At 54.6% G+C, this 13,883-nt stretch carries 13 protein-coding genes and 3 pseudogenes; 6 read left to right on the plus strand and 10 right to left on the minus strand.

What is annotated here, in order from left to right:
• Nucleotides 1–239: 239 nt before the first annotated feature.
• Both OHL20_RS23140 and OHL20_RS23145 read right to left on the minus strand, forming a co-directional pair.
• Nucleotides 240–1,523: pseudogene (locus OHL20_RS23140) on the minus strand (ISNCY family transposase); the annotation flags it as partial.
• A 160-nt stretch (nucleotides 1,524–1,683) separates the two neighbouring features.
• The gene (locus OHL20_RS23145) at nucleotides 1,684–1,848 is read right to left on the minus strand and encodes a hypothetical protein (RefSeq protein WP_263385675.1); all 165 of its coding nucleotides are present in this window, start codon (nucleotides 1,846–1,848) and stop codon (nucleotides 1,684–1,686) included.
• A 513-nt stretch (nucleotides 1,849–2,361) separates the two neighbouring features.
• Between OHL20_RS23145 and OHL20_RS23150 the strand changes: the two genes are divergently transcribed.
• The 3 genes from OHL20_RS23150 (at nucleotide 2,362) to OHL20_RS23160 (ending at nucleotide 4,427) form a co-directional block, all read left to right on the plus strand.
• Nucleotides 2,362–3,039: a tetratricopeptide repeat protein gene (locus tag OHL20_RS23150; RefSeq protein WP_263385676.1), complete on the plus strand. Its 678-nt coding sequence runs from the start codon at nucleotides 2,362–2,364 to the stop codon at nucleotides 3,037–3,039.
• A gap of 142 nt (nucleotides 3,040–3,181) precedes the next feature.
• Nucleotides 3,182–3,568, plus strand: a complete 387-nt coding sequence (locus OHL20_RS23155; RefSeq protein WP_263385677.1) for a VOC family protein — start codon at nucleotides 3,182–3,184, stop codon at nucleotides 3,566–3,568.
• Between the two features lie 199 nt (nucleotides 3,569–3,767).
• Nucleotides 3,768–4,427 carry a hypothetical protein gene (locus OHL20_RS23160; protein WP_263385678.1) on the plus strand — a complete coding sequence of 220 codons (660 nt, stop codon included), beginning with the start codon at nucleotides 3,768–3,770 and terminating at the stop codon, nucleotides 4,425–4,427.
• Between the two features lie 314 nt (nucleotides 4,428–4,741).
• On the opposite strand, the gene OHL20_RS25360 is transcribed toward OHL20_RS23160, so the two are convergent.
• Nucleotides 4,742–4,912 (minus strand): transposase, encoded by a 171-nt coding sequence (locus tag OHL20_RS25360; protein WP_396272846.1) that lies wholly within the window; start codon nucleotides 4,910–4,912, stop codon nucleotides 4,742–4,744.
• Nucleotides 4,913–4,924: 12 nt separating this feature from the next.
• Here OHL20_RS25360 and OHL20_RS23165 point away from each other — a divergent pair, with 12 nt between their 5' ends.
• On the plus strand, nucleotides 4,925–5,083 hold the full coding sequence (locus OHL20_RS23165; RefSeq protein WP_263385679.1) for a hypothetical protein: 159 nt from the start codon (nucleotides 4,925–4,927) through the stop codon (nucleotides 5,081–5,083).
• 157 nt (nucleotides 5,084–5,240) lie between these two features.
• On the opposite strand, the pseudogene OHL20_RS25365 reads toward OHL20_RS23165, so the two are convergent.
• Nucleotides 5,241–5,540 (minus strand): annotated as a pseudogene (locus OHL20_RS25365) (IS110 family transposase); the annotation flags it as partial.
• Nucleotides 5,541–5,696, minus strand: a complete 156-nt coding sequence (locus OHL20_RS23170; protein WP_263385680.1) for a hypothetical protein — start codon at nucleotides 5,694–5,696, stop codon at nucleotides 5,541–5,543. It lies immediately after the preceding pseudogene.
• Between the two features lie 363 nt (nucleotides 5,697–6,059).
• On the opposite strand from OHL20_RS23170, the gene OHL20_RS23175 reads away from it, so the two are divergent.
• Nucleotides 6,060–6,332 carry a hypothetical protein gene (locus tag OHL20_RS23175; RefSeq protein ID WP_263385681.1) on the plus strand — a complete coding sequence of 91 codons (273 nt, stop codon included), beginning with the start codon at nucleotides 6,060–6,062 and terminating at the stop codon, nucleotides 6,330–6,332.
• 42 nt (nucleotides 6,333–6,374) lie between these two features.
• Here OHL20_RS23175 and OHL20_RS23180 read toward each other — a convergent pair whose 3' ends face one another.
• Both OHL20_RS23180 and OHL20_RS23185 read right to left on the minus strand, forming a co-directional pair.
• The gene (locus tag OHL20_RS23180) at nucleotides 6,375–8,117 is read right to left on the minus strand and encodes a M61 family metallopeptidase (RefSeq protein WP_263385682.1); all 1,743 of its coding nucleotides are present in this window, start codon (nucleotides 8,115–8,117) and stop codon (nucleotides 6,375–6,377) included.
• Nucleotides 8,118–8,416: 299 nt separating this feature from the next.
• Nucleotides 8,417–9,117 (minus strand): annotated as a pseudogene (locus tag OHL20_RS23185) (IS6 family transposase).
• A gap of 48 nt (nucleotides 9,118–9,165) precedes the next feature.
• On the opposite strand from OHL20_RS23185, the gene OHL20_RS23190 reads away from it, so the two are divergent.
• Nucleotides 9,166–9,420, plus strand: coding sequence for a hypothetical protein (locus OHL20_RS23190; protein WP_263385683.1), 255 nt, complete (start codon nucleotides 9,166–9,168; stop codon nucleotides 9,418–9,420).
• Between the two features lie 82 nt (nucleotides 9,421–9,502).
• On the opposite strand, the gene OHL20_RS23195 is transcribed toward OHL20_RS23190, so the two are convergent.
• The 3 genes from OHL20_RS23195 to OHL20_RS23205 all read right to left on the minus strand — a co-directional run bounded on the left by OHL20_RS23195 (nucleotide 9,503) and on the right by OHL20_RS23205 (nucleotide 13,733).
• A complete protein-coding gene (locus tag OHL20_RS23195; RefSeq protein ID WP_263385684.1) occupies nucleotides 9,503–10,177 on the minus strand; it encodes a YcbK family protein in 675 nt (224 codons plus the stop codon).
• 316 nt (nucleotides 10,178–10,493) lie between these two features.
• On the minus strand, nucleotides 10,494–10,901 hold the full coding sequence (locus OHL20_RS23200; RefSeq protein ID WP_263385685.1) for a MerC domain-containing protein: 408 nt from the start codon (nucleotides 10,899–10,901) through the stop codon (nucleotides 10,494–10,496).
• Between the two features lie 102 nt (nucleotides 10,902–11,003).
• Nucleotides 11,004–13,733: a TonB-dependent receptor gene (locus tag OHL20_RS23205; protein WP_263385686.1), complete on the minus strand. Its 2,730-nt coding sequence runs from the start codon at nucleotides 13,731–13,733 to the stop codon at nucleotides 11,004–11,006.
• Nucleotides 13,734–13,883 lie beyond the last annotated feature (150 nt).

Genomic DNA, 13,883 nt, shown 5'->3' on the forward strand with positions numbered 1-13,883 from the left:
CATAGGCGCAACCCTCAGATCACCGGGTCCGACCAGCACATTTCTCTTGGGGCGCTACGGAACGTGTTGGTGCAAAGTTGAATTGGCCAGATCTCTGCAAAGTAGAAATGTCCAGTAGCAGTCGGTGCGGTGTGTAATGTGTGAGATCGCTGCACTTGCGATTTCCAAGGACTGTGGGAAGAGTGGGACAGCTTCATCGTTCCACGCTTTCCATCAGGCCGTCATTTCCACCGCTTCAGTTTTCGTTCGCGTTTTTGATAATTGATCTTCTCACTGTTGGTCTTGACCTTCGGAACATACTTAACATCCTGCTGCGCTTTGATGAGTGCGAGCGCATGACCGAGGCGCTTGTTCTCGACGATGGCGGTATGATTGACTCGCTGATCCTTGTCGAAGACTCGGTAGGGAAGCACCTGGCCCTTCCAGCGCACCTCCAGGCGTCCATCTGCGAAGTCATAAAGATCCACGTACTGGCCACCCAGTTCCTCCGACACAGCACTGCGCTCGAGGATAAGCTGCTTGCGATCATATGCAAGCGTCAGTTGCTGACCCACGTGTCGTTGTTCACGATGGCACAGGATATCGCTCATTCGGTCAGCGCTCAACGCCAGCCGACGGTGCAGGTCGTCCGGCTTCGCCGCACGGACAGCGAACTTCTCGTTGAAGCGGTTCAGGAACTCCGGCAGGAACGCGTTGCCGGCCTGCATGTCGCAGACATCATCCAGACGAAGCTCCTTGACTAGGCGGTCCTGCAAGGTGCGGTTCACGCGTTCCACGCGCCCCTTGGCCTGACTGGAGTTAGCGCAGATGATCTCGATGTTCAACTCGGCCAGAGCACGGCCGAACTGCGTCATGCCTGCGCCACCCTTCGCATCCCGGTTGATCCGGAACACAGTGTGCTTGTCCGAGTAGAAGGCAACAGGGCAGCCGTGCGCATCGAGATATCCGCGCAGGCAGTCGAAGTAGGAAGACGTGCTCTCGCTCGGCACGAAGCGCAGCTGCATCAGCTTGCCCGTAGCATCGTCGATAAAGACCAGCAAGGAACATGCTGCGCCACGCTCTTCAAACCAGCGATGATCACTGCCGTCGATCTGGATCAGCTCGCCGTAACTCTCGCGTCGAAGACGGGGCTGGTGGAAGCTTCTGCGCTGCTTTCGTGAAAGCCATAATCCATCCTCGACCATCCACTTGCGCAGAGTCTCGCGCGAGACCTTCACGCCATCCTTGGCCAGCAGAACCTCCGCCGCCAGGCTCGGACCAAAGTCCGCGTAACGCAGTCGCACCAGCCCGATCACGTACTCGCGGATCCCGGAGATCAGTTGGTTGTTCGAGGTGCGGCCGCGGGCCTTATGGATCATCGCGCCGCCACCACCGTCGCGGTACGCTACCACCAGCCGGCGTGTCTGCCGCGTGCTCAGCCCCAGGATCGCAGCCGCTGAGACTTCGGTACGACGCTTCGCCAGGACCTCAGACAGGACTTCTATCCGTCGTAGTTCGTGTCCACTCATGTTGAAAAGATCCAATCTCCGCCTCCGTCATCTCTCGGAGGGGTAGTTTGGACATTTCAACTTTGCAGACACCGGACACTTCTACTTTGCGCGTACAAATCGACTATACATAATGTAGGTTATCAGACATAAATCTTTAATATCAATTATAACGAACTTTTTCAATGACTGTAAGTTAGTCAATGAAGATGTCGAAGTCTGCCTTCTGCAGACGCTCGAAGGCGATGTGTTCTTTCTCAGCAAAGACGACAAATCGGAACGCGCTGGCAGGCTGTTGGGCTGTTACAGTGAACTGCTTGAGGGTAGGTTCAGAGACACCCAGGGAGCGAAGACACGCCACCAGCTCATTGTGCCCTGAGAAGGTCTGCTCGTCGCTCCCAAAAGCACCTGCACTCCCGAGAATTGGTTATCCTGCCACACGAAGCACGTTTTCTGTCTGTTCTTCGTCAGAGGAAATGATCCGGCGCACAGCCAATCTGCAAAGCATGCACACAGGCTAGCATCGATCTATTCTTAGGGAACCCCCGCCGGCTTGCACCCACCTACCCAAATTGCGTGATCAACGCTTCCCGCCCCGTGCGAAGGTAAGACTTCGAGGTAAGGTGCCCCATGACAACCGGATTTGTCGTGGGTAGGCTGTAAAGACATGTAGAGCATGCCTCCGGAAACTGGGAGGCGCTTTAAGATCGTCTGCTAGGGTATTTCAATGCGCCAAGTCTGGCTGGCTTTCCTACTGGGTAGTTCTCTTATATGTGCAGCACAACAACCTGTGCCTCCAAAGCTGACAGCCGAGCAGCAGACACTTTTCGATGCAGCGAAGAGGGACTTCGGCGAACATCATCCAGAGCTCGCTTTGCAGAAGATGAAGCAGCTTCACGCGATGGTTCCTGAGAACCCGACAATCACAGACGGCACCGCAGAAACAGCTGTGACTCTAGGAGATGATGTTTACGCTCTTTCGCTGCTAAAACCGTGGACTGCTACACATCCGGAAGACTCGTTCGCATTAGAGTGGCTGGCACGCGCCTACGCCGAAACCGGCGATGCGGCTGACCGCGATAGAACAATTGCTGCCGTGCTCAAGCTGCACGAAACAACTACAAATGAACAGTTTAAGCATGCGGACCGGTTTGTTGTGGAGCGCGTGAAGCTAGCTAATGGCAACCTGGACATCTTCTATGCAATCGTCCCCTTCAGCCGATATCACATCTACATGCTTGGGCGTCAAGTGGACGCCAGCAACGCACTCATTCGGCAGATCACACTTGAGAGTAACGATATGGATCAGGTTGGCTTTGCAAAAGAGCATCCCGATTTGGTGGCTAAGGGAATGCGCCGCTTTTCGATGGACACCTACAGCGCCAGCAAAGCTGGCCCAAACGGTACGGCAACACAAACTCAGTCACTCATGGAGTTTATAGACGGGCAGCCAAGCTATGACGACACGAAAGCTCGAATGCTGAAGGTGGCAAATGGAGACACTTTTCCTATGGAAACGCGCTCGGGTGTACCCGTACCGAAGTCGAACTAGGCACAAATAGTTATGAATGGCACTGTGTTTTACGCATGACAAGGGTCTTGTGTCGTACGTTGAAGCAGCCATTTCTAATCCTGTACTTATTGAAACCACAGTTTCAGCAAGGTACACTCGCTGTGAATACAGCGGAGGTTCTATGAAGCGAGTCACTGGTATCGGCGGCATCTTTTTCAAGGCAAAGGATGCACCTGCGCTGCAGGCCTGGTACAAGCGTCATCTTGGCATCGATGTTCAGACGTGGGGCGGTGCAGCATTCGACTGGACCGACTTGGATGGCAAGCCTACGGGTGGAACGACCGCTTGGTCTGTTGCTCCGGAAGAAAGCGCCCAGTTTGCTCCAAGCAAAGCCTCATTCATGGTCAACTATCGCGTTGAAGACCTTCACGCTCTCATCGAGGCTCTCAAAGCGGAGGGCTGCAACGTCCTCGACAAGATCGACGACTCTGAGTACGGGAAGTTTGGTTGGGTCATCGATCCTGAAGGAAACAAGGTCGAGTTATGCCAACCACCCGCTGGTCAATGAAGCGAGTAGGTCATATGATGAAGTCGCCTCCACCGCAAACTTACATACGATAAGGGACGTTATCACGTCTTCATTGCGCCGCATTGTCGTACCCGTATGCGCTTTCGGATATGAAACCAAAGGTCTGAAAGCTTTTAGGGGTATTCGGCCGAGCCCCCCCACATTTGGTAGTGTCATAGGAAGAATAAGGAAATCCACAATGGATAACGCTGTCAGCGTCGAAGCAGTGGTCACACAGGCCCAGCCCGTTTTGGACGCTTTCTACGATGCTGTAGTGGCTTGTGGCTTTAATCCTCCGTTCAAGCCAATAGTTCGCGTCGCCAATACAGCCGGCGCGACGCTCTATGATCCGGCGAGCCGCGCGGTGGTCTTAGTCCCCTATGAGGTCCTCCCTCCAGGTCGCCGCACGGCGATGGACCGCTTTGCGGCAATTGGCACACTCGGCTTATCTGGACGCGAACAATACACTGAGATATTTAACAATCTGCTGGTCGCACACGAACTTGGCCACTGGCTGCAGGAAGTTGCACAATGCCCGTTGAACCGCTGGCAAGCCGAATATGAGGCGAATCGGATCATGGTCGCGTTCTGGCGCGACTATCCCGCCCCATCACAAGCCGCTTCGACAGAAACACGTCTGGCGAACTTCGTGGTTCAAGCGCCGAACATTCCAAGTCCCTTGCCGAACGATGCTGGTATGGACGTCGAAGAATATTTCAATACACATCTTGGCGATATCGAGAGGAATCCGATCGCCTACGCCGGGTTTCAAAAGTTGATGGTGCGCCAAGCTATGGCCGAACAACCTGTTCCCTCATTTTGCGAGCTCCTCTTGGGCATTCTGTCTCTCGATACTTAGTACCGCGCCATCGGTCTGCGAAAGCATTCTCATCACGCATGATAATGTCACTTATCAAATATAATAAACACCGCGATCGGGTGGGCTGTCGTGTTCAGTTTTAGGTTTGCTGACCGTCGTCCTGCGCATGACACAGGCCATTGTTCTAAGAATAGATAGCTCTAATCGACCGCAAACGTGTCTTAAGCAGCGTGTGTCCGAGTGCCACGTGGCGCGTTTGTTTCCGCAACGTGATCTCAGTGCGTGGTAACGCGCAGCCGTTATCCTTTGCGGTCGGAGGCTGCCCATGCGCTCTGCGTCAGCGTTGTCTTGGGCTAGACATTTCCCCGGTTCGTACGAACGCTCTTCTTTACGCCAGCGCTTTCGTGGTTTGCCGGACATAGGCCAGCCCAGGAAATGAGTTGCGCTGCTGTCGGAAACTGTTCCATGATTGCGCCTATCTCGGCCAGGATGCTGGCGGCAGATTCTTCCTTGATGCCAGGAATGCTCTGGAGTAGATGGGACGCCTAGGCAAGTGCCGGGTCTTCCATGCGCCGCCGGATCTCGCGGTTGAGCGCTTCCACCACTACCTCCAGGAACTCGAGGTGACGAAGAGCATGCCGAATAAGGGAATCGCTGATGGTCGCTCAACCGATGATCGGCAACAGAAGCTGTGATTTGCGGAATCTTCTCTCGGGCCTTCTTCTTGGCCAGATCAGCGATCTGCTCTGCGGTCATCTGACCATCCAGAAGCGCGGCAAGCATCAGTTTGCCTGAAACACAGAAGACGTCTGACAAGACGTCACCGAGCTTGACGTTCGCATCTTCAAGCACCTTTTGAACCCGGTTCCGCTCCCTTGAGTTCTCGGCGATTAGCTGCCTGCGAGGACGCGTGAGGTTGCGTATTTCCCGAATCGCTAACGGTGGAATGAAGCTTGGACGGATCATGCCATGACGAAGCAGATGAGCCAGCCACCGGCTATCGTTAGGATCGGTCTTGTGTCCGCGCCTGTTCTGCAGGTCCGCGGCGTTAGCCAGGGTCACTCGGACATGGGACTCAAGCAGGTTGAAGACCGGTTTCCAGTAGCTGCCATTGCTTTTCATTACAGCATGGGTGCAACCTTCGGCGACCAGTCATTCGCCGAGCCGCTGAACCTCGCTCACAATCGTGCCAAACTTCTTGATCTGGGTACGGGGTTCATCTCTTGCGCCGCCGGTCATGACGCAGACCAAGACGAACTTCTTGCCAACATCGATACGAGCACATCGCTCGAGAATCGCTTTGATCATCCACTCTTCCATTGCGGACAAGCAGCCGGCGGCGAGTTAGGCATATTGTTCTACGGGCTCAGAAGAGGCACCAATCAGGTATACGTGATCCGCCGGCAGGTCAGATTATCATTCGGGGTCAGACCACCAATAAGTCCGCGACCCTTTACCTGTTCGCACCTGAAATCGCCACCCGCACCGGCGCCTCAGTCAACGGAACCCTTCTCATCCTCAGGTGTGGCCGCATCGCGGCCATCGAGGATTATCATGCGTGAAGCCCAGCCTGACAATTCCAAAATGTAAATTTTAGAGTGGCGACCTGATGCCCTGGGTCTTTCGCCAGGCTAGATTGGAACCGTTGGTCGGGACACGAACCTGGGGCGGGTGGGTCGGTCTCGGTGGCTACCCCGTGCTACTCGATGGCGGAACCATCGAAGCCCTGAGCATCGGTTTTACACTCTCGCCGGCAAGTTCGATATCGAGAACATCGGCGTCTCGCCGAACGTCGAGGACGACCCGAACCTCGTCGCTCACGGCTACCATCCGCAGCTGGAGCGGGCTGTCGCCATCATCATGCAGGAGCTAAAGAAATCCTCGGTAAGTATTCTCTGCACCCCCTTACCTAGCTACCACAAACACCATGAACTCGGACGATAGATCTATAGCGGTCGCAAGGTGCTCCTCGAAGGCAGAATCGAGCTAACGCGGTGCGAGTATGCCGCTCAAGAGATCTTCCTTGCCCGCGATGCGTTCCAGATGCGGGTACCGGAGCCCTTCGGTGTATGGCACATCAATAGTCTTGGGCACTCCGGCGAAACTCGCGATAAAGTGCAAGGGCTGTTTCGTTGCCAAAGCCGCGCGGAATGCATCACCGGACCATTTGACCCCATTGAGTGTATCGACCTTCATGCCGACAAAGAAACCTGCTTTCGCCGCTAGATCGCCCACCACAACGTCCGTTACCTCCCCTTGGCCGTTGGCTACCAAGCCGATCGTGTTCAAGCCAAGCGATCGCAGATCACTTGGGGGCGCTTGAAATGCATTGGGTTCGCCGGTGTAGATCAGCTTCCACCCAACCTTCTCCAGACCTCCAAGCGGCGCCTCGGCGTGTATGGTCTGCAGGCGATCTTCAAAGAAACCCTTCCAGTCGTACGGCGCGACCGCATTAAGAGAAGCAAATATGTCCTCTGCGGTGTAGGTCTTCACCCGTGCTTTGCCTGCGGGTTCACCGAAAAAGTTGCGGAAGAAATCATCCAAAGAGCGCTTGCCGCGGGTCTGCTGCAGCAGGATGGCGTCTGCCTCGAGCCAGATGAAGGTACCTTCTTCGTAGTAGTCGGTGCGACGCAAATAGGACGGCCAGTTGAACTTGCCGTTGACCACGTCGAGCATCGTGTGCCATGCGTCATCAGCAGTGTCCTGTAGCGGACGCCACTCTCGACCAGTGATGTGCGTTAGATTTGCGGCTTGCGTGGCTAAATAATCCGTAGACTCTCTTTGGGACCACATACCACTGCGCGCGGCGAGTAGATTCCCGAGAAAGTCCGTCGCTCCCTCGTAGACCCATAGCAGGTCAGTCCTCATCGGCTGCTGATAGTTGCTGGTATACAGATCCGCTGGGCGCCGGAATTTGCCGTTCCACGAATGCGCATATTCATGTGGGAGCAGGTACGCAGCAAGGCGCTGCGGAATAGGATCGCGGAAGAAATTTGGTGCAAGCTGATCATCACTGGATTCGTGATGTTCAATGCCTCCGCCGGAGGTGTACTGGCTGGCGTGAACCAGGAAGTGATAGTCGCGGAAGTGACCAGGACCAAATATTTGGTCGGCCTGCACGATGGCTGCAGAGAGCTTCGCAGCGTAGTTTGCACTGGGAAGATCAGCTTCATTTTCCGCCGCCACATCTAATTCATGTGGCTGGCCTGACACGGTAACGAGCGGTACCTTTCGTAAATACTGCCCCGCGAGCAATGGCGAATCCATCAGTGTTTCTAGGGACGCACTTTCAAAGGTGATGCCATCAGCGGATCTTTCTCCACGAAGAGCACTTGCGAACTGCCATTCAGCAGGCAACTTGAGGTGCGCTTCGAAAGGGATGGTGCTTACTGGAGTGTCGGCTTTATAAAGCAGCAACTGATCCCAGCGCAGTAGCATCAAGCGTGCGCTCGCGACGCCTTCAGGCAGCAGGTAGTCGAACTCTATTTTGAGTTCATGGACATCCGCAGGAATCGTAAGATGGAAGGCAAAAGCGTCTGTAAGGTCACGTCGCCATGGGATTGTTTTCCCGTTTACGCGGAAGAAAAGACCGCCGATATTGCCCACACGGCCAGTGGGTGCGTGCTCTCCGGGGTACCACTCGGGATATGAAAGCGTGAGCGGGCCTGGTTGCACCATAATGCGCTCGTAAGTGTGTACCATCCGCTCGGCCGCGTGCGTGGCGTCCACGTCCAACTTCACGGGTGCTATCTGGGCACCAACGTGTGCTGCAGTGGCGGCGAAGACAGTCATTAGAATTGCAGCGCGGAGCATACACTCATTATCTCCCTGCTGATTAGCCGCGCAGATCGAACGCGCTGAAACAGGTCTAATTTTGCCAATCCTGGCTGATGAGTCCTGCTGAACGGATCTCACGCCGGTTAGTCATTCTTCATTGGTAGAACAATGTAGGCGTCCGAAGCCTAGGCTTCAGAGTCGGCTCTGTTGCATTAACTCTGTTAAGCGCAGTGAGCGCTCACGTTGTTCAATCAAGCAGCGTCCGTGAAGACATCGAACAGCTTGTTGACGAACCGCACCTCGTCCTTCACGTGCGGCTTACAGGTGAGGCAATGACCTCTGCGGATCATCCGCATGACTTCGTAGCCCTTGATCGTAGCTAACGCGGTCTTCATTCTCTGAAAGCCCCGTGTCGGGCGGATGACTTGCTTCAGTGCTCCATGATCCGCTTCAATGATGTTGTTCAGATATTTGCACGTGCGATGCTTTGCGTCGGCCGCCAGCTTGCCTTCTCGCTGCAAACGGCCGATCGCTTTGGGATACGATCCGAGCTGGTCGGTTGTGATCGAGGAGGGTAGCCAATGGCGCATCGTGGTCAACGCTTTACCTAGAAAGCGATAGGCTGCGTTCGTGTTCCGGCGGTCTGACAACATGAAGTCGATCAACCGGCCATGCTTGTCGACAGCCCGGAACAGGTACTTCCACTTGCCGCCAACCTTCACGTAGGTCTCATCCACTCGCCACGAGGTCGCCCGATAGCCTTGATACCAGCGGACTCGCTTCTCCAATTCAGGTGCGTAATGATGGACCCAGCGCATGATCGTGACGGGTCTACCTCTACGCCGCGCTCCTGCATCATCTCCGATAAATCACGGTAGGAGATCCCGTACTTGCAGTACCAGCGAACACACACCAGGATGATCGCAACAGGAAAACGACGACGCTTGAACATGAGCCATCCTAACGTCTCTATGCCGCCCAGGCTCCTGATACCGAGTTAATGCAACAGAGCCAACGCACGGGTGTAGTGCTGCATGCCGCGTGCGACCATGGACTGCGCCTGGAATCCCGTGCCCAGCCGGGCGGTGTCGCTTCCCTGCTTCTCGGTCCAGCCCCAGTCGCCGAGGATGAGGGCGTGCGCGGCGGCGGGTCGATTGGCTGCGCCCAGAGACGCGTCAGGGTGGGCATCGCGGCGAAGGCGCTCCAGGCGAGGGTCTGCTCTAGAAAGCGGCGCCGGAATAACAAGCTGGTCTGATGATCAATCGTCATGGAGTACCCACTTTCTACCAAGAAGCAGCTTACTTCCAACTAGCTGAGAAGAAGGTATAATCCGTACCTTAACCTGATTCGCCATTGTGGGCATTGTGCCGTCGACGAGTTCTCTTTCCTGCAACGAGCAACCGGCGACGCCCACCGAAAGACCACTGCCGCACAGGACCAACATCTACATGGACGAATTGAGAGCGTGGATAGTACCCCACTCCTCCCATCCCCAGAGCACGGGCAACGTCTCTCAGATGCATGGTGCTGACACCGGGAACCCGTATGTCGATTGCTTTGGACAGCATATGCTGCGAATTTTCCGCGACGCCAGTGACTGGAGCCAGTGTACGTAGATACTCATTCGACTCTGGTGACCGATAGCCGCAAAGGACCTCGATCACTCCCTGCGGTTTGTGCAGCTTAGCCATGAGGAGATGAAGAATGTCAAATTCTTTCACATCATAGTGAGCGTCCTCATTGGTGCGAGAATCTCGTAGAAAGTGGTTCAGCATTGCAGTCCCGTTGTCTAGATAGAGATCTCCTCTCCGGTAAGCGACATCGATTGCTTCGCCAGTATGGAGATGCTTCATCCGCAGCCTGTAGGTCTCAGGCTCCGCGGTGTGTCTACTTGCCAGCAACGGTGCTCTTATCGTCCGATCTTCCAACACCTCAGATCGCGCGCACTTCGGCGGCAGAGTCAACGCGATCGCAAGGAATAAGACTGCCTTTAAATGTTTAAACCTGCGCATAAAACCTCATTGGATTCTGCTCCAGTCTGACTTCCAACATTCGTGGAACAAAGCACTGGACGCATGCACCAAGTCCGACTCTCCTGAACGGACATGAAAGCAGAGCATCGTCTTCGTGCATGAATGTCAATTCGAGCCATACGCCTAAGGCCATGGACAACAAACAAACGGCAAGTAAGATGACCGCAAACCACTTGTCTTCCCGCGTAAACCGCATCCTCTGCACACGCTTGGTAGTGCCTTTAAAACTGCGATATCGCGTAGAAAAGGGCATCGTCTCTTCCGCCTTGAAGGATCCTTTTACAGTTCGTTAAGACTAGGAACAGCGAGTGCATTGCCGGCAGAAGGTGTGGTTCATCCTGTGCGCAACAATCATGAAAGCACTCCCTCCGAGAGTTACGGCCAACTCAGCGCCATGCGAAGGAAGAAGGTCTCCGAACCACGCGCCTGTGAAGATCAGCGTCAAACCGACACCCATGAGGCCAAGGATGAGTCTGCGCTTGTGCTTGCGGTAGCCCGTCACGAGAGCAATCGCACCAATCACAGCGATGCACACTGCCAACACACGATGGGTATGTTCCTCCGAGGGTAGAAAATGAGCGAAGACGATCGATAGAGAGAGAAGCATGGGTGTCGCTACGCAGTGAATGACGCAGGCTATGGAAGCGAACTCTCCGAGCCGATCAAAATTCCCTTCGAACAATTTGGATTGCAGCATAGGCATAGGGCCGACCTCCTCCAGGCGGACGCAGCGTAGTAGCCAGTTTGCGCAGGGTCTCCAATGATCGACGCGTGTTCCGCCGATCACTGGAGACTATGGTCGGAGCTAGAAGTGGTAGCCAATCTCCGCCGTCATCGCCCGCGGTGTGACATAGTGCGTGCCGCTGAAGGTGGAGAGGAAGTTATAAAGCGCTACCTTGTTCGTCAGATTGACCGCCGTAATCCGAAGGCTTATGCGGTGCTTGTCCCCTTTGAACAGATTGTCTTCGCCGACAGAGAGGTCAAAGAGATTGCGATGGGCAATACGTGGCGGATTCTTGTCATCATCTTCGGTGTTTGGAGCCGGGATACTGACGAGATTCGAGGTCAGCTGGTTTGCCTGGCAGAGACCTGGCAGACCGGCAAAGGGTGTTGCTTTAACCCCGTTGCAGGTGAGCCCTGCCTGCGCCTGCTGATCGGCCGTGAGCTTACTCAGGTCAATGTAATCGACGCCGTTTAGAATGACACCGCCGCACGGACTATTGGCTCCTGTGGGATTGAAGCATGGCACCGCTCCTGCCGTCAGACCGCTGTCGAAGCGCCAGTTGAACCCAATGAATGGACCATGTTTGAAGGGTGTTTGATACTGCAGATGCGTTGTCTCGTTATAGCGTTCGTCGTGATCGATGCGGAAGGGAAAGCCGCTCTGGCCCACAGTAGCTCCTGCACCGGCCGTTTGAGGCGGAAAGAAGCGTGCTGCAACTCCGGACATCACGACGAAGGCCGTCAGATTGTGGAAGTTCGGCACATCGGCGCGCAAGGCGAACCCGGGAATCTTCGAGTTATGCCAATCGATCGGGAAGGTGATGGGCGTGTTTCCAACCACACTGAAGTCGAAAGCATTATGCGTATATTTCCAAATGTAATCGCCGCTAATAACAACGTTCTTGCCAAAGGCCTGTTGGAGTCCGGCATGAAATTCGTTCTTGAAGCCTGGAGCTACCGTCGCATTGCCACCCTGGCATGCGAGCAACGGACTTAGAATGTTATTGCTGCAGCCTTGGCTCGAGATAACCAAGTTCTCATTGAAGGGTGTTTCGAGGGTTCGAGCGTAAGAGGCGCGTAGAACAGTACCCGTCCTCTTGACGTTATAAGCTGCTCCCACTCTGGGTTCTGCTTGCCGAGAGACAGCCAGGCCGTTGTAAAGATCACCGCGAATACCAAGATTGAAGTTCCAATTCCCTGCCTTGATCTGGTCCTGTACATACAAAGCAAGTTCTTTGATATCCGTTTGACCGGAGTAACTGTAAAGTCCGCCCCCTCGCGTCAGATCAAAGGGAAGGAGGTCGGGGTTGAAGGTACCTCCGACCGAGGCATCGTTTGAAATAAGTCCGGCACTTGCGCATTGCGAAGGATCGTTGAAGCCAGATTGAGAGGCCCCCGTCGCATCAACGCAGGGTGCGTTGAAGGTGGAGTCAACGAGACCAAGTTGATCGTGCTCACGCAGGAAGGTTTGCGAGTAGACGGCTCCTGCCTTGAAGTTGTTCCGGCCTTTGATGTAGGAAAGATCGGTACGAGCTCCGGCATTGGTGAGCTGCCGTTGCTGTGCGATTGATTCGGTTCCGACTGGTCCTAAATCTGCGAGCAGGTTATGGCTGGGATAGTAGTTGTATTGATCATGCCGAATGTACGGTGCGAAGTTGAAGACGGAATTCGTCCCAACAATCCGGGTAAAGATCGGAGAGATGTTGAACGTTTCGATCTTATTACGCTGGTCCGTATCGCCGACATTGGAGAAAACAGGGTTCGCTCCGCTGCCGCCACTAGTGACGTTCTGGACCTGAAGGTTGTCGTAAGTATTCGGAGTTTGGAACCAGGACCGGCTGTACGTGAGGTTAAGGTGGACGGAGTTCTTTTCGGAGAACTGACGATCAATGCGGTCGAAGACATTCTGTTCATTTCCCTTGGCATGGAAGACCGCAAATTCAGCTGGATCAAGGAAGCGACCCGTATTCAGGCCATCAATCTCGAAGAAGTTACCCCACTTCGGTCCGCCGTAGGAGATATCGAATGCGCCAGTGGCGGTGCCGAACGTGCCGTAAGAGGTCGTCACGCTGCCTGTAGGCTTGGTCACACCTTGGCCAGACCGTGTCGTTACGTTGATGATCAGAGCGGTCTTATCACCGTATTCGGCTGGTGGAGCCCCGGAAATTACTTCGATCGACTGGATGGAATTTGATGGAATTTGATTTGAGAACACCTTGCTCTGCTGATCGGTTATGGGTTGACCATCAAGGGAAAACGAGTTGGAAGCGTGGTCGCCCAATCCGTGAAACAGACCGTTGGAATCGGCAGCAACGCCTGGAGACGAAAGTGTGACCAGCGAACTTAGAGTGGAGGAGGGTGTCTCAAGAGGCAATTTTTGGAAGAGCCCGCGGTCCACGTCCGTATGGAAGACGGAACTACTTTCAAGTAAATCAGCGGCTTCCACGTTCACCACCGTGGAGGATGTTCCTACCTTAAGCGACTCATTCAGGACGACAGGTACAGTCGATTCGATCTCGACATCCTGTGCGAGAGACGAAAAACCAGATCCCGTCACGGTCACGTGGTAGGGGTTAAGCGGAATGTTGGTGAAGAGATAATGTCCGCCACTATCGGTCGTGCTGTTCCGATTGAAGCCACTGACTGGATTGATCAGACTTACGACGGCACCAGGCAGTACCGCACCGCTGGGATCAGTGATGACGCCAGACAGAGTGCCGGCACTCCCGGCGGATTGTGCCCAAAGGGCTGAAAAGGTTGAAAATAAAGACACGGATGCTACAAAGACGACGCGTCGGATAGACGTGTGCATACAAACCCCCTAAGTTAAACCTGGATGGATAAACGCTGATCTACGAGAGAGGAGCGCTGGCAGGCGGGGGTCTGATGAACAGTGCAAAAGGAGAAAGCAGGCGGGAACGAGGAGCAGGTAACGTAGCGTCGATTACGCCAAGTACGATTG

This window comes from Granulicella arctica, assembly GCF_025685605.1.
In the GTDB taxonomy this organism is placed as follows: domain Bacteria; phylum Acidobacteriota; class Terriglobia; order Terriglobales; family Acidobacteriaceae; genus Edaphobacter; species Edaphobacter arcticus.

Excerpts from the sequence above, each read along its gene's own strand:
- OHL20_RS23155 (WP_263385677.1), top strand. The coding sequence starts at position 3,182 with ATGAAGCGAGTCACTGGTATCGGCGGCATCTTTTTCAAGGCAAAGGAT.
- OHL20_RS23160 (WP_263385678.1), top strand. The coding sequence starts at position 3,768 with ATGGATAACGCTGTCAGCGTCGAAGCAGTGGTCACACAGGCCCAGCCC.
- OHL20_RS23165 (WP_263385679.1), top strand. The coding sequence starts at position 4,925 with ATGGGACGCCTAGGCAAGTGCCGGGTCTTCCATGCGCCGCCGGATCTC.
- OHL20_RS23170 (WP_263385680.1), bottom strand. The coding sequence starts at position 5,696 with ATGATCAAAGCGATTCTCGAGCGATGTGCTCGTATCGATGTTGGCAAG.
- OHL20_RS23190 (WP_263385683.1), top strand. The coding sequence starts at position 9,166 with ATGCAACAGAGCCAACGCACGGGTGTAGTGCTGCATGCCGCGTGCGAC.
- OHL20_RS23195 (WP_263385684.1), bottom strand. The coding sequence starts at position 10,177 with ATGCGCAGGTTTAAACATTTAAAGGCAGTCTTATTCCTTGCGATCGCG.
- OHL20_RS23200 (WP_263385685.1), bottom strand. The coding sequence starts at position 10,901 with ATGCCTATGCTGCAATCCAAATTGTTCGAAGGGAATTTTGATCGGCTC.
- OHL20_RS23205 (WP_263385686.1), bottom strand. The coding sequence starts at position 13,733 with ATGCACACGTCTATCCGACGCGTCGTCTTTGTAGCATCCGTGTCTTTA.